The following is a 20,736-nucleotide window of genomic DNA, read 5'->3' on the forward strand; positions in this document are numbered from 1 at the left end:
TTGCTGGCGTTCACAAATGATGTGTTCGCAGCAGATCCCCTGTGGGAGCGGGCTTGCTCGCGAAGAGGCCAGTGAATACACCCAAAAGACAGCGCTAGAACTCAATTCTCCTGAGCTCGATAAGCCCCAGGCGTAAGGCCGGTCCACTTCTTGAACGCCCGGTGAAACGCCGACGGCTCGGAAAACCCCAACTGCTCGGCTATCTGTTGCAACGACAGATCCGCGCGCCCCAGGTGATAAATCGCAATGTCCCGCCGCAACTGGTCCTTCAATTCCTGAAAACTCGTGCCTTCTTCGCGCAAATGCCGCCGCAAGGTTTGCGGGCTGATGTGCAGGTGCGCGGCCACGGCTTCCAGGTCTGGCCAGCGCGCGCTGTCGCGGCTGAGCAAGCGCCGCAACTGGCTGCTCAGGCTGTCGCCTTCGTCGGGGCGCGATAGCAGGTCGGCGGGGGAGCGCTCGAGAAAGTGCTTGAGGGTTCGTTCGTCCTGCAACAGCGGCATGTTCAGGTAGCGACTGTGAAACAGCAGACTGCTTTGCGCCGTCGTGCTCTTTACGGTGGAAAAGCTCAGCGGGCAGGAAAACAGCAAGTCGTATTCGGCCCCGTGTTCGGGCCTCGGGTAGCTGAACGTGGCCTGCTCCAGGCGAATGCGCTGGCCGATCAGCCAACTGCCGAACCGATGCCAGATCACCAACAGGCTTTCGCTGAGGAAGTGGTCCGGGTCCCACAGCGACGAATCGTCCAGGCTCAGGCGAACCCTGTCGCCTTCGTGGCTCAGCGTCAGACGCGGCGCGCCGGGGAACAGGCTGTAAAACAATAAACCGCGATTGAGCGCTTTCTCCAGCGTGCGGCAGTGGATCACCGCATGGCACATCATCGCGAAGCTGCCGGGTTTGCTCGGGGCCTGCCCGAAGCCCAGGTATTCGTCGTCCAGGGCCAGCCACAGCCCCTGGATCAATCGAGCGAACTGCTCGGGCGCGATTCGGGCGCGCGGCTCCTCGAGCAGCTCGGGGCTGATCCCCAGTTGCTGCAACAGACTCGAATAGTCGTAGCCACGCCGACGCGCACCACCGAGGGCGGCGCGGGCGAAATGGCTGGCGATGGTGCGTTCGCGCATAGGGGGCAGGTCCGTCCACTGAGCAATGGATGGTAGCGGTGCCTGTCGAGAATGAACAAGGCGGATATCCGCCAAATTGCAGGACGAGGTTTGGCTGATGGGCGGAAATCCGCCACATCGTTGTGACGGGTTAGTGACCCAAAAAACCTGTAACCCTTGATGTCACAAGGCTGGCGGGGTTTTTTTCGAAGGTGGCACGGCGCTTGCGATACAAGCCGCAGAGGTCTGCCGGCGTGCAGCTCGACAAAACAAATCCCTCCAGTGCAGGAGGGTTCGCAATTGAGGTGTCAGGGGCAACAGATGGATGTTGTTACTGAGGCACTCTTGAGGAACTTTGCAATGACGACTCGTCAGCCACTGTATAAATCCCTGTACTTCCAGGTGATCGTTGCCATCGCTATTGGCATCCTGCTCGGTCACTTCTACCCGCAGACTGGTGTAGCCCTCAAGCCGCTGGGTGACGGGTTCATCAAACTGATCAAAATGGTCATCGCGCCAATCATCTTCTGTACCGTCGTCAGTGGTATCGCCGGCATGCAGAACATGAAATCGGTCGGCAAGACCGGCGGCTATGCGCTGCTGTACTTCGAAATCGTCTCCACCATTGCCTTGCTGATCGGTCTGGTCGTGGTCAATGTCGTGCAACCGGGCGCCGGCATGCACATCGACGTGACGACCCTGGACACCAGCAAAATCGCTGGCTTCATCTCGGCCGGTAAAGACCAGAGCATCATTGCTTTCGTCCTCAACGTGATCCCGAACACCATCGTCGGCGCCTTCGCCAACGGCGACATCCTGCAAGTGCTGATGTTCTCGGTGATCTTCGGTTTCGCCCTGCATCGCCTGGGTGCCTACGGCAAACCGGTGCTGGACTTCATCGATCGCTTTGCTCACGTGATGTTCAACATCATCAACATGATCATGAAGCTCGCTCCAGTCGGCGCGTTCGGTGCAATGGCTTTCACCATCGGTGCCTACGGTGTCGGTTCGTTGGTGCAGTTGGGTCAGTTGATGATCTGCTTCTACATTACCTGCATCGTATTCGTCGTCGTGGTGTTGGGCGCCATCTGCCGCGCGCACGGCTTCAGTGTGCTGAAACTGATTCGCTACATCCGTGAAGAACTGCTGATCGTGCTGGGCACTTCCTCTTCGGAATCCGCGCTGCCACGCATGCTGATCAAGATGGAACGCCTGGGTGCGCAGAAATCGGTTGTGGGTCTGGTGATCCCGACTGGCTACTCGTTCAACCTCGACGGTACGTCGATCTACCTGACCATGGCGGCTGTGTTCATCGCTCAGGCGACTGACACCCCAATGGACCTGACTCACCAGATCACCTTGCTGCTGGTGCTGCTGTTGTCCTCCAAAGGTGCGGCGGGTGTGACTGGTAGTGGCTTCATCGTGCTGGCGGCCACTCTGTCGGCCGTGGGTACTCTGCCGGTGGCCGGCCTGGCGCTGATCCTCGGTATCGACCGCTTCATGTCCGAAGCCCGTGCGCTGACCAACCTTGTGGGTAACGCCGTGGCCACCCTCGTGGTCGCCAAGTGGGTGAAAGAGCTGGACGAAGACAAGCTGCAAGTCGAGCTGGCTTCCGGCGGTCGCGGTATCTCCGACGAGCGTGAAGTAGACGACCTGGGCGTGGCTGAAGGCCCAACCCCAGCCAGCATCAAGTAAGTACTCTGGCTGCATGAAAAACCCGCTTCGGCGGGTTTTTTCTTACCTGCGATTTGAGCACAACAGTCACCGCCACTGGCACATAAGGTGATTGCTGCAATGTCCTCGGCTGCCTAGGCTTGGGGGATTGCACTGGAGAACACTTATGCTCGGTCCACTGGCATCACTCAAGGTTCTGGATTTCTCGACACTGCTGCCGGGGCCGTTCGCCTCGTTGCTACTGGCAGACATGGGCGCCGAGGTGCTGCGCATCGAATCGCCGACCCGCATGGACCTGCTGCGGGTGCTGCCGCCGCATGATCAAGGCGTCTCGGCCAGCCACGCCTACCTCAATCGCAACAAGCGCAGCCTGGCGCTGGACCTCAAGCAGCCCGAGGCGCTGGAGGTGATCAAACAATTGCTGCAGGACCACGACATCGTGCTGGAGCAGTTTCGTCCCGGCGTGATGGACCGGCTCGGGTTGGGGTATGAAGTCTTGAAGGCGATCAACCCGAAGCTGATTTATGTGTCGATCACCGGTTATGGCCAGACCGGCCCCTACAAGGATCGCGCCGGCCACGACATCAACTACCTGGCGTTGGCGGGGCTTTCGAGCTACACCGGTCGCGCCGACAGCGGCCCGGTGCCGTTGGGCATGCAGGTGGCGGATGTCGCGGGTGGCTCGTTGCATGGGGTGATCGGCCTGCTGGCGGCGGTGATCGCGCGACAGCAGACCGGGCAGGGGCAGTATCTGGATGTGAGCATGACCGACTGCGCCTTCAGCCTGAATGCCATGGCCGGTGCCGGGTACCTGGCCTGTGGCGTGGAGCCGGGCAGGGAAGAGCAGATGCTCAATGGCGGCAGCTTCTACGATTACTACCGTTCACGCGATGGACGCTGGTTGTCGGTGGGCAGTCTGGAGCCGGCGTTCATGCAGCAACTCTGCACGGCCCTGGGCCGGCCAGAACTGGCAGCTCAGGGGCTGTCACCCGAACCGGCCCGGCAACAGGCGCTCAAGGAGGCGCTGAAAGTTGAATTCGAAAAATATGACTTTGCCCAGTTGTGTGAGCTGTTCGCCGGGGTCGATGCGTGCGTCGAGCCGGTATTAAGCCTGGGCGAAGCGGTGCGGCATCCGCAGTTGAAAGCGCGGGAATTGGTGACGGAAGTGCCAAGGGGCGATGGTTCGACTCAGGCGCAGATGGCTTGCCCGTTGAAGTTTTCGGACGGCTTGCCTGAGCCTCGGCATATTGGCGCGACGCTGGGAGCGCATACCGATCAGGTGTTGGGGGAGTTGGGGTTCAGTGTTGAGCGGATCGAGGAATTGCGGCGTGCCAGGGTGGTTGTGTAGTGATTGTAAGGACGCCTTCGCGAGCAAGCCCGCTCCCACATTTGATCTTCGGCGCGACACAGGCCCAGTGTGGGAGCGGGCTTGCTCGCGAAGAGGCCGGCCCAAACACCAAAAATCCTGCTACTCGACCCGCATCTCGCCACTAAACTCCAAGGTGCTGCGGCAGCGCCTGCACAAATACCGCCGCCCCTGTCTCACCAAACCATGTCGCTGCGCCGAAAACGGGAAGTCGCTGTCGGGGCACGGGCATTTGTAGATGTAGCGGGTCACGCTACGGCGTTTGACGTCGTAGGTGTGGCAGCGGTTGGGCGGCAGTTCGTACACACCGCGCATGATCAGTTGCCACTCTTCGCCATGAGGCTGGATGCGGTCGCCAAACAGTTGATGGGCGATCAGGTGCGCGACTTCATGCGCCACCGTCTGCTTGAGGAAGTCTTCGGTGTTTTCCCGGTACAGCTGCGGATTGAAACGCAGCAGGTTCTCGTGCAAATGCGCGACACCGGCTTTTTGTCCGCGCAGCTTGAGGCTCACCACGGGGCGTTTGAAAGGTCGTTTGAAAAAGGATTCGGCTTGTTGAAAACAGTCTTCGACGCGGGTATTGAGTTGCTCGGGCATGCTTGATGGATCTCCAGAGGCGTCGAGTATGCCGCAACCTTCGGGACTTGCGAATCGCCGAGGCGCTGAATGGTGGTACCTCCTGCTCTTTCTTAGAGAGTAGAAGGCCGCCTTGCGGCGGCCTGTGTTGGCAGATCTTGTTTTTTGTTGGTGCGTTGCTAATTCGTATAGACCGGCCCCACGCCAAGTCCCCAGACAATCACCGTGAACGCCATGATCGCCACCAGCACCACCAGTCCTACGGCGAGCACCGAGCTTGAAAACAGGAATCCCTCGTCTGATGGAATGTTCATGAAAGTGGGTAGCCCCACATACAACAGGTACACCGTGTAGCAGATGGCCGCGGTGCCGACGATCATCCCAAGCCACATGTGTGGGTACAACGCCGCCAGACCGCCGATGAACAGTGGAGTCGCGGTGTAGGTGGCGAACGCGACACAGCGTGCCAGGCTCGGGTTGGCGTCATAGGTGCGAGCCATCCAGTGGATGAACGCGCCCATCACCGCGACACCGCCGAGCATCGCCAGGTACGACATGATGGTCATCCACAGCGCGCTTTCCGTGGTCAGCATCACCGGCGCCCGATTACCAATGACCCAGCCGACCTGCGTGGTGCCGATAAACGCCGACACGGCAGGGATCGCCGCCAGAATCAGGGTGTGCGTGAGGTACATGTGGCTGATGCTTTCCTCCTGGTCGCCACGGATTTCTTTCCATTCCTGGTCAGGGTGGGTGAAGAGCCCCACTACGTGATGGATCATGCCAGTCACTCCTCTTGTTGTTGCCATCGCCCCCCAGCGGAGCGCTTACGGGCCAAAGTGGCCAGGTAAGTACAGGTCTGAATACGTGTGCGACCTTATGCCGCAGTATAGAAAGGAGTTACTGGCAATAGTGCGAGAGGCTTAGAGCAAATCGCGCTGTAAACAATCTTGTTAATCGCCGTCAGGTCTGTGCCGAATGAAACCTGTGGCGAGGGAGCTTGCTCCCGCTGGGGCGCGAAGCGGCCCTGATGTTGTGTCAGGTAAACCGTGTCGGCAGGTTTTGCGACTGCTGTGCAGCCGAGCGGGAGCAAGCTCCCTCGCCACAGGGGTATGCTCAAGTCATCTAAAGCGCAGGCTTCGCCCCGAAAGGGTTTTTGCGTAAAATGCCGGCCTTTCGTCACACCTCACGGATTTCGCGTCATGGGCACTCTTACGGTCAACCAGAACAAACTGCAAAAGCGCCTTCGCCGCCAGGCGGGTGAGGCTGTCGCCGATTTCAACATGATTGAAGACGGCGACAAGGTCATGGTCTGCCTGTCCGGTGGCAAAGACAGCTACACCATGCTCGACGTGCTGATGCATTTGCAGAAGGTCGCCCCGATCAAGTTCGATATCGTGGCCGTGAACATGGACCAGAAGCAGCCAGGCTTTCCCGAGCACGTGCTGCCGGCTTACCTCAAAGAACTGGGCATCGAGTACCACATCGTCGAGAAAGACACCTATTCGGTGGTCAAGGAGCTTATTCCTGAGGGAAAGACCACCTGCTCGCTGTGCTCGCGCCTGCGTCGCGGCACGCTCTACACCTTTGCCGATGAAATCGGCGCGACCAAAATGGCCCTCGGTCACCACCGCGACGACATCGTCGAGACATTTTTCCTGAACATGTTCTTCAACGGCTCGCTCAAGGCCATGCCGCCGAAGCTGCGCGCCGATGACGGACGCAACGTGGTGATCCGGCCGCTGGCCTACTGCAACGAAAAAGACATTCAGGCTTACTCGGACTTCAAACAATTCCCGATCATCCCGTGCAACCTCTGCGGCTCCCAGGAAAACCTGCAACGCCAGGTGGTTAAAGAAATGCTGCAGGAGTGGGAACGCAAGACCCCGGGCCGTACCGAAAGCATTTTCCGCAGCTTGCAGAACGTGATCCCGTCGCAACTGGCGGATCGCAACCTGTTCGATTTCACCAACCTCAAGATTGACGAAACCGCCGCTTCGCGCTTCGTCAACGTTGTAAACCTCTAAACACAATCACTGTGGGAGCCAGCCTGCTGGCGATAGCGGTGGGTCAGACACATCATTGTTGACTGACCCTCCGCTATCGCCAGCAGGCTGGCTCCCACATGAGTCTATTCACTTACTCATCAGGAAAGGGCATGCGCGACTACAAGTGGCTGCACGAATACTGTCTGAACCGCTTCGGTTCGGCGGCTGAACTGGAAGCCCATCTGCCCGTTCCCAAGACCCCGGCGCAATTGCGCAAGATCAGCGACGACCGCTACCTCTCGACCATGGCGCTGCGGGTATTCCGCGCCGGGCTCAAGCACAGCCTGGTGGACGCCAAGTGGCCGGCGTTCGAAGAGGTGTTCTTCAAGTTCGACCCGGAAAAAGTCGTGCTGATGAGCGCCGAACACCTGGAACGCCTGATGCAGGACGCGCGGATCATCCGCCACCTGGGCAAGCTCAAGAGCGTGCCGCGCAATGCACAGTTCATTCTGGACGTGGCCCATGAGAAGGGCAGTTTTGGCGCGTTGATCGCCGAATGGCCGGTGACCGATATTGTCGGCTTGTGGACCTACCTGAAAAAACACGGGCATCAGTTGGGCGGGTTATCGGCACCGCGATTCTTGCGCATGGTCGGCAAGGACACGTTCGTGCCGAGCTATGACGTGGTGGCAGCGCTGAGTGCGCAGAAGATTGTCGACAAGGTGCCAACCAGCCTGCGGGACATGGCCACGGTGCAAAATGCGTTCAACCAGTGGCACGAAGAGAGCGGAGGGCGGCCGATGAGCCAGATTTCGATGATGCTGGCTTACACAGTGAATCATTGAGACCGAGTCGCGGCCTTCGCGGGCAAGCCTCGCTCCTACGGGGAATGGTGGTGCCCTTGTAGGAGCGAGGCTTGCCCGCGAAGGCGTCAGTTCAGGCGACGCTGGTCTCGCCTTCACCCGCCAACTTGCGGTTCAACTGAAATCGCCACCGCACATACAACATTGCCGAGCAGAACACCGCCAGGCTCGCGCCCATTTCCAGTAAACCGAACAGCTGGCGGTTCGGGTCGTACGCGGCCAATGCGCCCTTCATGAAATACAGGTTCACCACAAAACACATCCACGAATGCCCGCGGGCGCTGCCAACGATCATCCCCGGCGCCAGCAACAGCAGCGGCACCAGTTCGATCAGCAGAATCACCCACGGCCGCGCGCCATGCAGGTCGGCGAATATCAGGTAGTAGGCGCAGAGCAGTCCCACCAGACCGAAAAAGCACAGCAGGCTGATGACGCGCATCGCCCGTACTCGCGGTTCGAGCCATTCAATGGAAGGCAGAATCTTCGGCTTTTTGGCCATTTCAGCTCACCAACTTTTGCGCAGTCTTCGCCAACCGCAGGCCCAAGGCGCGGCACAGCGCAACTTCGTGTTCATTCAAACCGCTTTTGCCATCGGCCCCGGCGTGATGGCTGGCGCCATAAGGCGTGCCGCCACCGCGGGTTTCCAGCAGCGCCGACTCGCTGTAAGGCAGGCCGGTGATCAGCATGCCGTGGTGCAGCAACGGCAACATCATCGACAGCAGCGTAGTTTCCTGGCCGCCATGCAGGCTCGCGGTGGAGGTGAAGACCCCGGCCGGTTTGCCTACCAGGGCGCCGGTCAGCCACAGATTGCTGGTGCCATCGAGAAAGTACTTCAAGGGTGCGGCCATGTTGCCGAACCGGGTCGGGCTGCCGAGGGCCAGGCCGGCGCAGTTTTTCAGGTCGTCGAGGCTGGCGTACAGCGCGCCTTCATCGGGAATGTCCGGCGACACGGCTTCGCATTCGGTGGAGATCGCCGGCACGGTGCGCAGGCGCGCTTCCATACCGGACTGCTCGACACCACGGGCAATCTGCCGGGCCATTTCATTGGTCGAGCCACTGCGGCTGTAATACAGCACCAGAATGTACGGGGCACTCACGGCAGCAACTCCAGCACATTCTCCGGCGGACGGCCGATGATGGCTTTGTCGCCGACTTCGAGAATCGGCCGCTCCATGAGTTTCGGGTGCGCGGCGATGGCAGCGATCAATTGCGCCTCGCCGAGGGTGCTGTCGGCCAGGTTGAGGGTTTTGTACTCGTCCTCGCCGGTGCGCAGCAATTGCCGGGCGCTGATACCAAGCTTGCTCAGCAGGCTCTGGATTTGCGCGGCGTCCAGCGGGGTTTCCAGGTAGCGGACCACGGTCGGGGCCAGGCCACGGGCTTCAAGCAGTTCGAGCGCACCGCGGGATTTCGAGCAGCGCGGGTTGTGATAAAGCGTCAGATCGGTCATGTGCGGGTCGCATCTTGCGTAAGGTGGCGGCTATTCTAACTGGGCGGCGCGTAATCCAGAACCTTGGGAGGCGATGGGTCGCAGGTGCATTCCATTTTTGACAAGGATCGAGACATGACAAGGCGACTGGCAGCGGCATTGGCGATCATGGGGGCGTTATTGTTGGGGGGCTGCGGCAACGACTATGGCACCGACCAAAATGGCCATAAAGTCGCCGCCGAACGTCTGGATAAACAATGGCTGGTGCTCAATTACTGGGCCGAATGGTGTGGCCCGTGCCGTACCGAGATTCCCGAGTTGAACGTGCTGGCCGAACAGCTCAAGGGCAAGAAGATCGGTGTGTTCGGGGTCAACTTCGACAATGTGCAGGGCGAAGAGCTGAAAAGTGCCAGCGAGAAACTGGGGATCGCCTTCACCGTGCTGGCCCAGGACCCGGCCGACCTTTTCGAATTACCGCGCAGTGAAGCGTTGCCGGTGACTTACATCATTGATGACAAGGGCAAGGTGCGGGAACAGTTGATGGGCGAGCAGACGGCGGCGGGGGTGATGGCGAAGCTTGAGGCGTTGCAGGCTAAAAATTGATCTGTAGGAGCCAGGCTTGCCGGCGAAGGCGTACTTTGGAGCGCCTTCGCCGGCAAGCCTGGCTCCTACGAAAAGCAATTCACTGATCGTTCCCACGCCCTGCGTGGGAACGATCGGAGCGAGAGGATCAACCCTCTTCAAGCCACCAACGCAACGGTTTGCCTTGCGCCGGCCAGAAGCGCATCTGGTCGATCGGTGAAACGTCCCAGCGCTGGACGTTTTCCAGCGCCTGCAGGAAGCGTTTTTCCTGCTCCATCAACGCTGGCGCACACATTTTGCGGGTGCTGCCGATCTTGCCGAAGCTCAGCTTGTCGCCTTGCAGGGTATACGGCGCGAACCAGTGGTTGCAGCCGCCATTGCCATAGGCCCGACCATCTTCATCGAGGGTGATGGTCAGATGGCTGTAGTCCATCAGCGGACGCTCGCCGATCCATTCCAGAATGTAGCTGCGGTTGTGTTGCAATTGCACCGGCTCGGCGGCGCAGCCCAACAGGCTGGCGCCGGCCATGGCGGTCAGAGCAAGGCGTTTCATCACGCAGGCTCCTGGCACTTCTTGCACAGGTGCTTGTCGGCAACGGTGGCCCAGCCCAGCTCGGCAATCCGTGCAGTGGCCGCCGGTTTTTCCGCCTTGTTGCCCAGCTTGGCGTCGACCGCGAATTCAAAGCTCAGCTCTTTGGCGCAGCTGTCGCAGTTGACCTTCCAGGTGTGGATCGCCAATTCGCCGAACACCGGACCACTGGCCACCGCGACCCATTGGCCCGGCGGGTTGATCAAGTGGCGAACCGTTTCGACGGTCAGGCGCATGGACAAGTCCTTGCTGCCTTTAAGGGTCACTACCAACACGTCGTTATTACGAATCGAGCCGCCGTTGCCGGTGACTTGATAACGCCCCGGCACAAGGGCGCGGCATTCGGTGAGGGTGTGTTGCGGGTTCATCAGGCTATAGCGAAAATCGTGTTCGACCATGGGTCCTCCAAATATGCGCGATATGCTAGCACGGGCATGAACGCAGCATGGCGCGGGCATGTAACCTTCGATCTGGTTCAAATGACCTACCGAGTCATGGCACAATGCCGCTTTTGCATCAGGTCGAGATCCCGGCACCGGCACCCGACGGGCCGCGGCCGGTGGAACTCTGGCTGAAACTGATGATCCTTTTGTCCAAATCCTGACCGATCAGCTCTCGACCTGATTCTGTGGCGAACCGGCCGCCCAGGCCGCGATGTTCTGCAGGGTGGTTGCGGCAATCGCGCCCAGGGCTTCGCGCGTGAGGAAGGCTTGGTGCGCGGTGATGATTACATTCGGAAAGGTCAGTAGACGCGCCAGCACATCGTCCTGCAGCGGCAAGTCGGAGCGATCCTCGAAGAACAGCTGCGCCTCCTCTTCATAAACATCCAGCCCCAGATAGCCCAATTGGCCGTCCTTCAACGCGTCGATCAGCGCCGGGGTGTCCACCAGACCGCCACGCCCGGTATTGATCAACATCGCGCCGGGCTGCATGTGCGCCAGTGATTCACTGTTGATCAAGTGTTTGCTTTGTTCGTTGAGCGGGCAATGCAGGCTGATGATCTGCGACTCGGCCAGCAGTTGCGGCAAGCTGAGGTAGCGCGCGCCGAGCGCTTCGACCTGCGGGTTCGGGTAAGGATCACAGGCCAGCAACCGGCAGCCGAAGCCGTTCATGATTTTCGCGAAGGTCGCGCCGATCTGCCCGGTGCCGACTACGCCGACGGTTTTGCCCACGAGGTCGAAACCGGTCAGCCCGTGCAAGCTGAAATCGCCCTCGCGGGTACGGTTGTAGGCACGGTTCAGTCGGCGGTTGAGCGCCAGAATCAGCGCCACCGCGTGTTCGGCCACCGCGTGAGGCGAGTAGGCCGGAACCCGCACAATCGCCAACCCCAGGCGCTTCGCTACCGCCAGATCGACATGGTTGTAACCGGCCGAGCGCAGGGCGATCAGGTGTGTGCCACCCGCGGCCAGGCGTTCGAGTACCGGAGCACTGAGGTCATCATTGATGAAGGCACAAACCACTTCGTGATGCTCCGCCAGCGCCGCCGTGTCGAGGCTCAGTCGTGCTGGCTGGAAATACAGCTCGATGCCGGCGGGCAGGTCTGCGCTCAGAAAACTGTCGCGGTCGTAGGTCTGGCTGCTGAAAAGAAGCGTGCGCATGCTGTCCTCCTGGAAGTCTCAAATCCTGTAGCAGCTGGCGAAGCCTGCGTTCGGCGGCGAAGCCGTCGTAAAACCTGCATCCGCGGTTTACCTGAACGATTGCGGTGCCTGATTTAACGACGGCTTCGCCGCCGGACGCAGCCTTCGGCAGCTGCTACACAGAATGTATTTGAGCTTAGCCTTCCAGGCACTCCGTGTTATTGCGCTGCATCAGGCATTGATACGCGCATGGGCCGCCAGGCGATTGATGGCTCGTTCGAGTTCTTCCAGCGCGCCGGGGGCTTTCGGGTCCTGTTGCTTGAGCAGGGTTTCACTGCGCTGGCAGGCGGCGCGCAATTGCGGGACGCCGCAGTAACGGGTCGCCCCATGCAGGCGATGGACTCGCTCAATCAGCGCGTTCTGGTCATTGGCTTCACGAGCGACGCGGATGGCCTCGCGGTCGGCCTCCAGGGAGGCCAGCAGCATTGCCAGCATGTCCGCCGCCAGATCGGCCTTGCCCGCCGCCAAGCGTAGGCCTTCGTCGTGATCAAGCACCTGCAAGTCATTATCGTTGTTGCTTTCGCTGGAGCGCTCCGGTCCCAGATTGCGCAACGCCAGGCCGGTCCATTTCAACACCACCTGCGCCAGTTGCCGTTCGCTGATGGGTTTGGTCAGGTAGTCATCCATGCCGCTTTGCAGCAATGCGCGTTTTTCGTTGGCCATCGCGTGGGCGGTGAGGGCGACGATCGGCAGTGGTGTGCAATGCCGTTCGCTTTCCCACTGACGAATGGCTTCGGTGCTTTGGCGACCATCCATGCCGGGCATCTGGACGTCCATCAGCACCAGGTCAAAGGTCTCGTTCTGTACGGCCTTGACCGCGGCGTAACCGCTTTCCACCGCGAGCACTTTGGCGCCCATGTCTTCGAGCAGGGTTTGCACCAGCAGCAGATTGGCCGGGTTGTCATCGACACAAAGGACCTTCGGTGCGCGACTCGAAAGCGGCTCGCCGGGGTCGCTGCGCTGCTGGCGAGGGTTGACCATATCGGACAGGGCCCGACGCAGTTTGCGCGTGCAGGCCGGTTTGGACTGCAGCTGGCTGTGGGGGTTGGGCACCGAGAGGTGGAACAGCGTCAGTTCGGTGGTCGGGCACAACACCAACACTCTGCAGCCCAAGTGTTCGAGGTCCCAGATATGCTGGTTGAGGCGCTCTGGCGGCATGTCGTTGCTGGTGATACCGAGCACCGCCAGGCCGATGGCCTGATCGGTCTGATGGGCACCGGTCACGCCATTGGCCAGGCTTTCGAGGGTGTTGAACGGCGTGACTGCCAGGCCGCAGTCTTCCAGTTGATGCTGCAAGGCCTGACGTGCCAGCTCATGGTTTTCCAACACCGCCACCCGCTGTCCGAGCAAGGGTGGGCCGGGCAGGTCCTCGGCGTCGTCGCGGGCTTTGGGCAAGCTCAGGCTGATCCAGAATTCCGAGCCTTCGCCCGGTGTGCTGTCGACGCCGATCTCGCCGCCCATTTGTTCAATCAGGCGTTTGGAAATCACCAGTCCCAGGCCGGTGCCGCCAGGTTGTCGGGACAGCGAGTTATCGGCCTGGCTGAAGGCCTGGAACAAGGCGCGCACGTCCTGGTTCGACAGACCAATGCCGGTGTCCTGAATGCTGATGCGCAGTTGCACGCTGTCTTCATACTCTTCTTCGAGCATGGCCCGGGCGACGATGGTGCCTTCGCGGGTGAACTTGATCGCGTTGCTCACAAGGTTGGTGAGGATCTGCTTGAGTCGCAGCGGATCGCCCACCAGCGACAATGGCGTATCGCGATAAACCAGGCTCACCAGCTCAAGCTCTTTGGCGTGGGCAGCCGGGGCAAGGATGTTCAAGGTGTCTTGCAGCAGGTCGCGCAGGTTGAACGGAATATGGTCGAGCACCAGTTTGCCGGCCTCGATTTTCGAGAAGTCGAGAATCTCGTTGATGATCCCCAGCAGGCTGTCCGCGGATTTTTCGATGGTGCCCAGGTAATCGAGCTGGCGCGGGGTCAATTCACTTTTTTGCAGCAAATGGGTGAAGCCGAGAATGCCGTTGAGCGGCGTGCGGATTTCATGGCTCATGTTGGCCAGGAACTCGGACTTGATCCGGCTCGCCTCCAGGGCTTCCTTGCGCGCAAGGTCCAGCTCGATGTTCTGGATCTCGATGGTTTCCAGGTTCTGACGCACGTCTTCGGTAGCTTGGTCGACGCTGTTTTGCAATTCTTCCTGAGCGTTCTGCAGGGTTCCGGCCATTCGGTTGATGCCGGACGCCAGTTCATCCAGCTCCTGGCTGCCGAGGGGCGGCAGGCGGGTTTCCAGGTGACCGTCCTTGAGCTGTGCCACGGCTTGTTTAATCTGGCTCAATGGCCGGTTGATGGTCCGGCCCATGCGCAACGCCAACAGCGCCGCACCGACCAGGCCACCGCCGATCAGCAGCAGGCTGGCGAACAGACTGCGGTAACCGCGCAGCAACATGCCACTGTGCGACAGCTCGAGTTCGACCCAGCCCAGCAGACGGTCGGCTTCATCGGGGATAAGGTCGCCGGCCAGGTTGCGGTGCTTGCCGAACACTGGCAGCAGGTAACGCGTGGCGTCATTGCCACTGCGGCGCAGCAGCTGTGAACCGTTGCCCAAAGGCGCCGAATTGAGCATGGTCGGGCCGGCATGGGCCAGCTGAGTGCGGTCGGGGGCGAGGAAAGTCACCGCGCGCACGTCGGTTTGTTCCAGGAACTGGGTGGCGATGCGTTCCAGCAGGTCGTTGTCTTTGCGACCCATGGCCGGGGCCACCAGCGGTGCCAGCTGTTCGGCAATCATTTCGCCGCGCTGCATGAGTTGCGATTGCAGGTCCGATTGCTGCATCCAGGTGAAATAGCCGCCCAGAACCAGCGCCATCAGGGTGGTCGGTAACAGGGTCAGCAACAGCACGCGGCCTTTAATTCCCAGTTTCTTGAGCACGCATCTCTCCCGCATCCAGCTGTTTATTGACCTGCACATGCGTCCGGCACGCGCCACCTGCGCAGTGTAGCGATTTGCATGCGGGCAATCTTCGTAAAATTGATGTCGTCATTCGTCGGCCAGTTCCGCGCTTTGGTCTTGGGGAGCAAACCATGGGTTGCCCCTGGCGAGGCGATCTTGAATAATCGGCAACTGAGAATTATTTGCAGATACTCATGACTCCCATCTCCGTTGTTCCCCCCCGCGTCCTCTCCATCGAAGACGATCTGGTGCTCGGTGCTTATGTCCATGAGCATCTGGGGCGCTGTGGATTTCAGGTGACCTGGTGTCAGAACGGCCAGGAAGGGTTGGCCATTGCGCGCCGGCAAGCCTTCGATGTGGTGTTGATGGATATTCTGTTGCCGGGGCTGGATGGCCTGGCGGTGCTGACCCAACTGCGCCAGAGTCACTCCACGCCAGTGGTGCTGATGTCGGCGCTGGGGGCGGAGGCGGATCGCATCAGTGGCTTTCGCCTCGGTGCCGACGATTACCTGCCCAAACCTTTCAGCATGGCCGAGCTGCGGGTACGCATCGAGGCGATCCTGCGGCGGGTGGCGCTCGATCGGCGGCCAGCGCCGGCATCGATTGCCCCTGCGATGGACAACCTGCATTTCGACGATGAACGGTGCGAGGTCTTTTTGGGCGAACACGCGGCCGGCCTGACTCGCAGCGAATATCGGTTGCTGGATACATTGAATCGCAACGGTGATGAAGTACTGAGCAAGGCGTTCCTTTATCAGCAGGTACTGCAGCGCGGTTATGCGCCCCATGACCGCAGCCTCGACATGCACATCAGCCAGATTCGCCGCAAGCTCAAGGCCATCGGTTACACCGAGCGTGAAGTGCGTACTGTCTGGGGCAAGGGGTATGTATTGAGTGCGGCCGATGAAATGGTCTGACGTGCCGGGCAAGCATTCACTGTTCTGGAAACTGGCTTGCCTGTTGGTAGCGTTCTGTCTGCTGATGATCTGGTTGAGCTGGTCCTGGGGCCGCTACATGGAAAAGAAAAACCTGTTCCTGTCCGACGAGGCCCGGGGCAGCCTGACGCGCTACGCCGCCGAGGCGGAGCGGGCGTGGAACGAACAGCAGAGCGCAGGCATTGATGCCTGGTTGCCGCGTGTCGGCGAGCGCGAGTCGACTTGGGTCGGTGTCATCGGTGGCGACTTGCAATCCCTGAGCAACTACCCGCTGACCCATCAGGAAATCCAGCGCCTGACCTTTTTGCGCGGTCTGGATTGGCCGGTGAGTCGGCGCCACCAGGGCCGGCCGTGGCTGAAGATCCCGTTTCCCAATGACCCGTCTGCCGGCAGCCTGGTGATCGAGTTGCCTCAGCGTTTTATGCCAGGACGCTACCGGGTGTTTTGGCGGGTGATCACCAATGGGGTGATTCCCGGGCTGTTCACGCTGCTGCTGTGCGTGGGGCTGTATCGATTGCTGGTCGTCCCGCTGAACAGCCTGCGCGAGCAGGCCAACGCCTGGCGCGCCGACCAACTGACTGTGCGTTTATCGAGCCGCACCACCAACCGCTCGGATGAATTGGGTGAACTGGGCAGGGCCTTCGATCACATGGCCGAGCGCCTGCAAAGCACGGTGGCTCTGCAACAACAATTGCTGCGCGACCTGTCCCACGAATTGCGTACGCCACTGAGCCGGCTGCGGGTGGCCAGCGAAAGCGAGCAAGACCTGGGGCAATTGCGCGAACGCATTGGCCGGGAAGTCGACGGCATGCAACGTCTGGTCGAGGACGCCCTGCAACTCGCCTGGCTCGACACCGAGCGCGCGCCGTTGCTCGATGAAGCGATCCAGGTCCAGGCCTTGTGGGAAATGCTCACGGAAAACGCCTGCTATGAAAGTGGCTGGCCGGCGAGTCAGTTGCACTGCGCGGTAGATGCATCCTGCTGGGTGCGCGGCCATCTCAATACCCTGGCCCAAGCGCTGGAAAACATACTGCGCAACGCCATTCGTCATTCACCTGCGGGAGGTGTCGTGACGCTCGCTGGTCGGCGCGATGGCGACTTCTGGCACCTGTGGCTGGAGGACGAGGGCGGTGGAGTGGCGGACGAGGATCTTGAACGGATCTTCTCGCCGTTCATCCGGCTTGATGGTTCGCGGCCGGGGGATGGTGGATTTGGGTTGGGGTTGAGCATTGCGAGGAATGCGGTGCTGCGGCAGGGGGGGCATCTATGGGCGGAAAACAGCGGGGCAGGGTTGCGGTTGAATATGCGGTTATTGGCGGATGATGACGGTGTTAGTGATGACGCCATCGCGGGCAAGCCCGCTCCCACAGTTGATGTGTGTCTGCCACACATTGTGTGATCAACCTCGACTCCTGTGGGAGCGAGCCTGCTCGCGATGCGGCTCTTCCAGCCACCGTCGTTCAGCTTTTGCCGGAGCGTTCCCGTTTATTTGTACGACCTTTCCTAAAGGGTATTGCCGACACCTTATGCCTGATTCGACGGAATAGACTCGCGTTTTTCCTCGTCCTCAAGGAGTTTGGCATGAATGCATTCAGCGTCCCCGCAACCGACGACCGTTTCAATGAAGTGCTTGCGTTGATTCAAGATGCCAAACAGCAAGCCATGCAGGCGGTGAATACCCAGCTGATTGAGCTGTATTGGCAGGTGGGTGCCTATATCAGTCGCAAGCTGGAAAAGGCCGAATGGGGCGATTCTGTGGTCAGCCAACTGGCTGAGCATCTGGCCCAGACTCAACCAGGGTTACGTGGTTTTACTCGCCCCAATCTGTTCCGCATGCGTCAGTTCTACGAGACTTACCGGGGTGACGAGAAAGTCTCACCGCTGGTGAGACAAATACCCTGGACCCATAATCTGGTCATCTTCAGTCAGGGCAAACTCCCGGAAGAGCGGGAGTTTTATCTACGAATGGCGGTTCAGGAGAAGTGGTCGAAGCGCGAGTTGGAGCGTCAGTTCAAAACTGCACTGTTCGAGCGTAGCGTGACCCAACCGGCAAAAACCTCCGCAGTGCTAAGACATACTCACCCTGCGGCGCTTGAGATTTTCCGCGATGCCTACATGGTCGAGTTTCTCGACCTGCCCGGCGGCCATGCCGAAACCGATCTGCATAAGGGGCTGCTGGCGCGTCTCAAGGAATTTCTGATCGAACTGGGTCGTGACTTCTGCTTTGTCGGCTCCCAATACCCGCTGCAAGTCGGTGGGCGTGATTTCGCCCTGGATCTGCTGTTCTTCCATCGTGGGCTCAACTGTCTGGTAGCCATTGAGCTCAAGGTCGGTCGGTTTGAGCCGGAGTATTTGGGCAAGCTGGATTTCTATCTGGAAGCGCTGGATCGCAATGAGCGCAAACCCCACGAAAATCCTGCCATTGGTGTGTTGCTTTGTGCCAGCAAGGATGACGAGGTGGTCGAGTACGCCCTTAACCGTAGCCTGTCGCCAGCGTTAATTGCCGAATACCAGACTCGCCTGCCGGACAAGCAGTTGTTGCAGGCTAAATTGCATGAGTTTTATGCGCTGGATTTTGAGCAGGAGAAGAGCGGGTAATCTTCCTCTTATTCCCATTCGCCATAAGCCCCTTACTTTGCGTGATATGGCCTGCGCACGTTTGCCGGTATGATAGGCGCCCCCGCAGTCTGGATTGCGAATACGCCATGACCTTGCAGTACCCAACTATCGCCGATTGCGTCGGCAACACTCCGCTGGTCCGTTTGCAGCGCCTGCCTGGCGCCACCAGCAATACCCTTTTGCTCAAGCTCGAAGGGAATAATCCGGCGGGTTCGGTCAAGGACCGTCCGGCGCTGTCGATGATCACCCGTGCCGAATTGCGCGGGCAGATCCACGCCGGCGATACGCTGATCGAAGCAACCTCGGGCAACACCGGGATTGCCTTGGCCATGGCTGCGGCGATCAAGGGTTACAAGATGATCCTGATCATGCCGGACAACTCCAGCGCCGAGCGTAAAGCCGCCATGACGGCTTATGGCGCCGAGCTTATTCTGGTCAGCCAGGAAGAAGGCATGGAAGGCGCTCGCGACCTCGCCCAGCGAATGGAAGCCGAAGGTCGTGGCAAGGTGCTGGATCAGTTCGCCAACGGTGACAACCCCGAGGCGCACTACACCACCACCGGTCCGGAAATCTGGCGTCAGACCGAAGGCACCATCACTCATTTCGTCAGCTCGATGGGCACCACCGGCACCATCATGGGCGTTTCGCGCTACTTGAAAGAGCAGAACGACAACGTGCAGATCATCGGGCTGCAACCGATGGAAGGTTCGGCGATTCCGGGCATCCGTCGCTGGCCGCAGGAATACCTGCCGAAGATCTACCAGGCCGAGCGCGTGGACCGGATCGTCGACATGGCGCAAAGCGAAGCCGAAGACGTGACCCGTCGTCTGGCACGCGAAGAAGGCATCTTTTGCGGTGTGTCTTCGGGCGGTGCCGTGGCGGCGATGCTGCGCCTGTCCAAAGAAGTTGAAAACGCGGTGATCGTCGCGATCATCTGTGACCGTGGCGACCGTTACTTGTCGACCGGCATTTTCGACGCGCCCAACTGATGGCCAGGCAAGAGAGAGGCCTGCGCTTCCAGCCCACAGGCGGCAGCAAGGCCCCGCAAGTCCCGACCGGCAAAAAGCAGCGCTTGACCATCGAGCGCCTGGCCAATGACGGTCGCGGTATCGCGTTTTTCGAAGGTCGCACGTGGTTCGTCATCGGCGCATTGGCCGGTGAAGACGTCGAGGCGCGGGTCTTGGGTGCCCACGGCAAAGTGGTCGAGGCGCGCACCGAGCGCGTGTTCCAGGCCAGTGAATTGCGCCGCCCGGCACCGTGCGCTCATGCCGCTCGCTGCGGCGGTTGCAGCGTGCAGCATTTGCCCCACAACGAACAGCTCGCCCTGAAACAGCGCATGCTCGCCGAGCAATTGTCGCGGGTTGCCGGTGTCGAACCTGAAGAGTGGGCAGCGCCGTTGAGCGGTCCGGAATTCGGCTACCGTCGTCGCGCCCGAGTGGCGGTGCGTTGGGACATGAAAGCGAAAAAACTCGAAGTCGGCTTCCGTGCTGCCGGCAGTCAGGACATCGTCGCCATCAACGAATGCCCGGTGCTGGTACAGCCCTTGCAATCGATCATGACCCGCTTGCCGGAGATGCTGCGGCGCTTGAGCAAACCTCAGGCGTTGGGGCATGTGGAGTTGTTCAGCGGTTCGTCATTGGCGGTATTGCTGCGGCACATGGCGCCGTTGTCCGAATCCGACATGACCATCCTCAAGGACTTCTGCGCGTTCCATGAAGCCCAGTTGTGGCTGCATGGCGACGGCGAGCCGCAACCGGTCGAGGCCGATCAGTCGCTGGGCTATCGCCTTGAGCAGTGGGACTTGAACCTGGCGTATCGGCCGGGAGATTTCATTCAGGTCAACGCCGGGGTCAACGAAGCGATGGTGGCCCAGGCGTTGGCGTGGTTGGCACCGAAATCTGATGAGCGGGTTCTGGACCTGTTTTGTGGGTTGGGCAACTTTGCTTTACCGCTGGCCAAAACCGTTCGCGAAGTGGTGGCGGTGGAGGGGGTGCAGGCGATGGTCGAGCGTGCCGCCGCGAATGCTGTCAGCAATAATCTGCATAACGCGAAGTTTTTTCAGGCCGATTTATCCCAGCCTTTGGCCGATGCCGAATGGGCCGATGAAGGCTTTTGTGCGGTACTCTTGGACCCACCTCGCGACGGTGCTTTTGAGGTGGTGCGCAAGCTGGCGTCTTTGGGCGCCAAACGATTGGTGTATGTGTCGTGTAACCCTGCAACGCTGGCGCGCGACACAGTCGAATTGATCAAGCAGGGCTACCGGTTAAAACGTGCCGGGATTCTCGATATGTTTCCTCAGACGGCACATGTCGAGGCCATGGCGTTATTTGAAGCGAGCTAGGACGGCTCGTCTGGTCCGACTGACCCGCTCGTGCAAAGCGCATTCGTCTTAGCCCCGCGAGTGCACACGGGCAGCGAAGGTCAGCGATTTGACGCATTGAATC

General features: G+C 60.1%; 20 protein-coding genes. 10 read left to right on the forward strand and 10 right to left on the reverse strand.

Annotated features, from left to right (window positions below; translation table 11 throughout):
* Positions 1 to 101 precede the first annotated feature (101 nt).
* Positions 102 to 1,115, reverse strand: coding sequence for an AraC family transcriptional regulator (locus IB250_RS22540; RefSeq protein WP_192345635.1), 1,014 nt, complete (start codon positions 1,113 to 1,115; stop codon positions 102 to 104).
* Between the two features lie 339 nt (positions 1,116 to 1,454).
* Here IB250_RS22540 and IB250_RS22545 point away from each other — a divergent pair, with 339 nt between their 5' ends.
* The gene (locus tag IB250_RS22545; protein ID WP_192345636.1) at positions 1,455 to 2,789 is read left to right on the forward strand and encodes a dicarboxylate/amino acid:cation symporter; all 1,335 of its coding nucleotides are present in this window, start codon (positions 1,455 to 1,457) and stop codon (positions 2,787 to 2,789) included.
* A 145-nt stretch (positions 2,790 to 2,934) separates the two neighbouring features.
* Entirely contained in the window at positions 2,935 to 4,116 is a 1,182-nt protein-coding gene (locus tag IB250_RS22550) for a CaiB/BaiF CoA transferase family protein (protein ID WP_192345637.1), read from the forward strand.
* Between the two features lie 120 nt (positions 4,117 to 4,236).
* On the opposite strand, the gene IB250_RS22555 is transcribed toward IB250_RS22550, so the two are convergent.
* Together IB250_RS22555 and IB250_RS22560 are read right to left on the reverse strand one after the other, a co-directional pair.
* Positions 4,237 to 4,731: a SprT family zinc-dependent metalloprotease gene (locus tag IB250_RS22555; protein ID WP_192345638.1), complete on the reverse strand. Its 495-nt coding sequence runs from the start codon at positions 4,729 to 4,731 to the stop codon at positions 4,237 to 4,239.
* A 158-nt stretch (positions 4,732 to 4,889) separates the two neighbouring features.
* Positions 4,890 to 5,492, reverse strand: a complete 603-nt coding sequence (locus IB250_RS22560) for a Yip1 family protein (RefSeq protein ID WP_017340184.1) — start codon at positions 5,490 to 5,492, stop codon at positions 4,890 to 4,892.
* Positions 5,493 to 5,912: 420 nt separating this feature from the next.
* Here IB250_RS22560 and ttcA point away from each other — a divergent pair, with 420 nt between their 5' ends.
* The gene (gene ttcA, locus IB250_RS22565) at positions 5,913 to 6,737 is read left to right on the forward strand and encodes a tRNA 2-thiocytidine(32) synthetase TtcA (RefSeq protein ID WP_192345639.1); all 825 of its coding nucleotides are present in this window, start codon (positions 5,913 to 5,915) and stop codon (positions 6,735 to 6,737) included.
* A gap of 131 nt (positions 6,738 to 6,868) precedes the next feature.
* Entirely contained in the window at positions 6,869 to 7,543 is a 675-nt protein-coding gene (locus IB250_RS22570) for a DNA-3-methyladenine glycosylase I (RefSeq protein ID WP_063342855.1), read from the forward strand.
* A gap of 91 nt (positions 7,544 to 7,634) precedes the next feature.
* Here IB250_RS22570 and IB250_RS22575 read toward each other — a convergent pair whose 3' ends face one another.
* From IB250_RS22575 to arsC, 3 genes are read right to left on the reverse strand one after another with little or no spacing between them, the layout of a single operon-like run.
* Positions 7,635 to 8,060, reverse strand: coding sequence for a DUF2069 domain-containing protein (locus tag IB250_RS22575; protein ID WP_192345640.1), 426 nt, complete (start codon positions 8,058 to 8,060; stop codon positions 7,635 to 7,637).
* Between the two features lies 1 nt (position 8,061).
* On the reverse strand, positions 8,062 to 8,658 hold the full coding sequence (wrbA, locus tag IB250_RS22580; protein ID WP_008011647.1) for an NAD(P)H:quinone oxidoreductase: 597 nt from the start codon (positions 8,656 to 8,658) through the stop codon (positions 8,062 to 8,064).
* Positions 8,655 to 9,008 carry an arsenate reductase (glutaredoxin) gene (gene arsC / locus IB250_RS22585; protein ID WP_192345641.1) on the reverse strand — a complete coding sequence of 118 codons (354 nt, stop codon included), beginning with the start codon at positions 9,006 to 9,008 and terminating at the stop codon, positions 8,655 to 8,657. The genes wrbA and arsC overlap by 4 nt, the downstream gene beginning before the upstream one ends.
* A gap of 114 nt (positions 9,009 to 9,122) precedes the next feature.
* Here arsC and IB250_RS22590 point away from each other — a divergent pair, with 114 nt between their 5' ends.
* The gene (locus IB250_RS22590) at positions 9,123 to 9,590 is read left to right on the forward strand and encodes a TlpA family protein disulfide reductase (RefSeq protein ID WP_192345642.1); all 468 of its coding nucleotides are present in this window, start codon (positions 9,123 to 9,125) and stop codon (positions 9,588 to 9,590) included.
* A 127-nt stretch (positions 9,591 to 9,717) separates the two neighbouring features.
* Here IB250_RS22590 and IB250_RS22595 read toward each other — a convergent pair whose 3' ends face one another.
* The 4 genes from IB250_RS22595 to IB250_RS22610 all read right to left on the reverse strand — a co-directional run bounded on the left by IB250_RS22595 (position 9,718) and on the right by IB250_RS22610 (position 14,717).
* Complete coding sequence (locus tag IB250_RS22595; protein ID WP_008074973.1) at positions 9,718 to 10,122, reverse strand: META domain-containing protein; 405 nt, start codon at positions 10,120 to 10,122, stop codon at positions 9,718 to 9,720.
* A complete protein-coding gene (locus IB250_RS22600; protein ID WP_007899088.1) occupies positions 10,122 to 10,556 on the reverse strand; it encodes a hypothetical protein in 435 nt (144 codons plus the stop codon). Before IB250_RS22600 ends, IB250_RS22595 begins: the two co-directional genes overlap by 1 nt.
* Before the next feature lie 210 nt (positions 10,557 to 10,766).
* Positions 10,767 to 11,756 carry a 2-hydroxyacid dehydrogenase gene (locus IB250_RS22605; RefSeq protein ID WP_192345643.1) on the reverse strand — a complete coding sequence of 330 codons (990 nt, stop codon included), beginning with the start codon at positions 11,754 to 11,756 and terminating at the stop codon, positions 10,767 to 10,769.
* 210 nt (positions 11,757 to 11,966) lie between these two features.
* A complete protein-coding gene (locus tag IB250_RS22610) occupies positions 11,967 to 14,717 on the reverse strand; it encodes a response regulator (protein ID WP_192345644.1) in 2,751 nt (916 codons plus the stop codon).
* A 215-nt stretch (positions 14,718 to 14,932) separates the two neighbouring features.
* Between IB250_RS22610 and IB250_RS22615 the strand changes: the two genes are divergently transcribed.
* From IB250_RS22615 to rlmD, 5 genes are all read left to right on the forward strand, one after another.
* Positions 14,933 to 15,655, forward strand: coding sequence for a response regulator transcription factor (locus IB250_RS22615; protein WP_192345645.1), 723 nt, complete (start codon positions 14,933 to 14,935; stop codon positions 15,653 to 15,655).
* Positions 15,642 to 17,072 (forward strand): sensor histidine kinase, encoded by a 1,431-nt coding sequence (locus IB250_RS22620; RefSeq protein WP_192345646.1) that lies wholly within the window; start codon positions 15,642 to 15,644, stop codon positions 17,070 to 17,072. Before IB250_RS22615 ends, IB250_RS22620 begins: the two co-directional genes overlap by 14 nt.
* A gap of 182 nt (positions 17,073 to 17,254) precedes the next feature.
* Positions 17,255 to 18,271, forward strand: a complete 1,017-nt coding sequence (locus tag IB250_RS22625) for a PDDEXK nuclease domain-containing protein (protein WP_192345647.1) — start codon at positions 17,255 to 17,257, stop codon at positions 18,269 to 18,271.
* A gap of 107 nt (positions 18,272 to 18,378) precedes the next feature.
* Positions 18,379 to 19,281 (forward strand): cysteine synthase CysM, encoded by a 903-nt coding sequence (gene cysM / locus IB250_RS22630; RefSeq protein WP_007899067.1) that lies wholly within the window; start codon positions 18,379 to 18,381, stop codon positions 19,279 to 19,281.
* The gene (gene rlmD / locus IB250_RS22635; RefSeq protein WP_192345648.1) at positions 19,281 to 20,633 is read left to right on the forward strand and encodes a 23S rRNA (uracil(1939)-C(5))-methyltransferase RlmD; all 1,353 of its coding nucleotides are present in this window, start codon (positions 19,281 to 19,283) and stop codon (positions 20,631 to 20,633) included. The genes cysM and rlmD overlap by 1 nt, the downstream gene beginning before the upstream one ends.
* Positions 20,634 to 20,736: the final 103 nt, after the last annotated feature.

The sequence above is a fragment of the Pseudomonas sp. PDM09 genome (genome assembly GCF_014852305.1).
Classification (GTDB): Bacteria; Pseudomonadota; Gammaproteobacteria; order Pseudomonadales; family Pseudomonadaceae; genus Aquipseudomonas.

Excerpts from the sequence above, each read along its gene's own strand:
- IB250_RS22540 (WP_192345635.1), bottom strand. The coding sequence starts at position 1,115 with ATGCGCGAACGCACCATCGCCAGCCATTTCGCCCGCGCCGCCCTCGGT.
- IB250_RS22545 (WP_192345636.1), top strand. The coding sequence starts at position 1,455 with ATGACGACTCGTCAGCCACTGTATAAATCCCTGTACTTCCAGGTGATC.
- IB250_RS22550 (WP_192345637.1), top strand. The coding sequence starts at position 2,935 with ATGCTCGGTCCACTGGCATCACTCAAGGTTCTGGATTTCTCGACACTG.
- IB250_RS22555 (WP_192345638.1), bottom strand. The coding sequence starts at position 4,731 with ATGCCCGAGCAACTCAATACCCGCGTCGAAGACTGTTTTCAACAAGCC.
- IB250_RS22560 (WP_017340184.1), bottom strand. The coding sequence starts at position 5,492 with ATGATCCATCACGTAGTGGGGCTCTTCACCCACCCTGACCAGGAATGG.
- ttcA (WP_192345639.1), top strand. The coding sequence starts at position 5,913 with ATGGGCACTCTTACGGTCAACCAGAACAAACTGCAAAAGCGCCTTCGC.
- IB250_RS22570 (WP_063342855.1), top strand. The coding sequence starts at position 6,869 with ATGCGCGACTACAAGTGGCTGCACGAATACTGTCTGAACCGCTTCGGT.
- IB250_RS22575 (WP_192345640.1), bottom strand. The coding sequence starts at position 8,060 with ATGGCCAAAAAGCCGAAGATTCTGCCTTCCATTGAATGGCTCGAACCG.
- arsC (WP_192345641.1), bottom strand. The coding sequence starts at position 9,008 with ATGACCGATCTGACGCTTTATCACAACCCGCGCTGCTCGAAATCCCGC.
- IB250_RS22590 (WP_192345642.1), top strand. The coding sequence starts at position 9,123 with ATGACAAGGCGACTGGCAGCGGCATTGGCGATCATGGGGGCGTTATTG.
- IB250_RS22595 (WP_008074973.1), bottom strand. The coding sequence starts at position 10,122 with ATGAAACGCCTTGCTCTGACCGCCATGGCCGGCGCCAGCCTGTTGGGC.
- IB250_RS22600 (WP_007899088.1), bottom strand. The coding sequence starts at position 10,556 with ATGGTCGAACACGATTTTCGCTATAGCCTGATGAACCCGCAACACACC.
- IB250_RS22605 (WP_192345643.1), bottom strand. The coding sequence starts at position 11,756 with ATGCGCACGCTTCTTTTCAGCAGCCAGACCTACGACCGCGACAGTTTT.
- IB250_RS22615 (WP_192345645.1), top strand. The coding sequence starts at position 14,933 with ATGACTCCCATCTCCGTTGTTCCCCCCCGCGTCCTCTCCATCGAAGAC.
- IB250_RS22620 (WP_192345646.1), top strand. The coding sequence starts at position 15,642 with ATGAAATGGTCTGACGTGCCGGGCAAGCATTCACTGTTCTGGAAACTG.
- IB250_RS22625 (WP_192345647.1), top strand. The coding sequence starts at position 17,255 with ATGAATGCATTCAGCGTCCCCGCAACCGACGACCGTTTCAATGAAGTG.
- cysM (WP_007899067.1), top strand. The coding sequence starts at position 18,379 with ATGACCTTGCAGTACCCAACTATCGCCGATTGCGTCGGCAACACTCCG.
- rlmD (WP_192345648.1), top strand. The coding sequence starts at position 19,281 with ATGGCCAGGCAAGAGAGAGGCCTGCGCTTCCAGCCCACAGGCGGCAGC.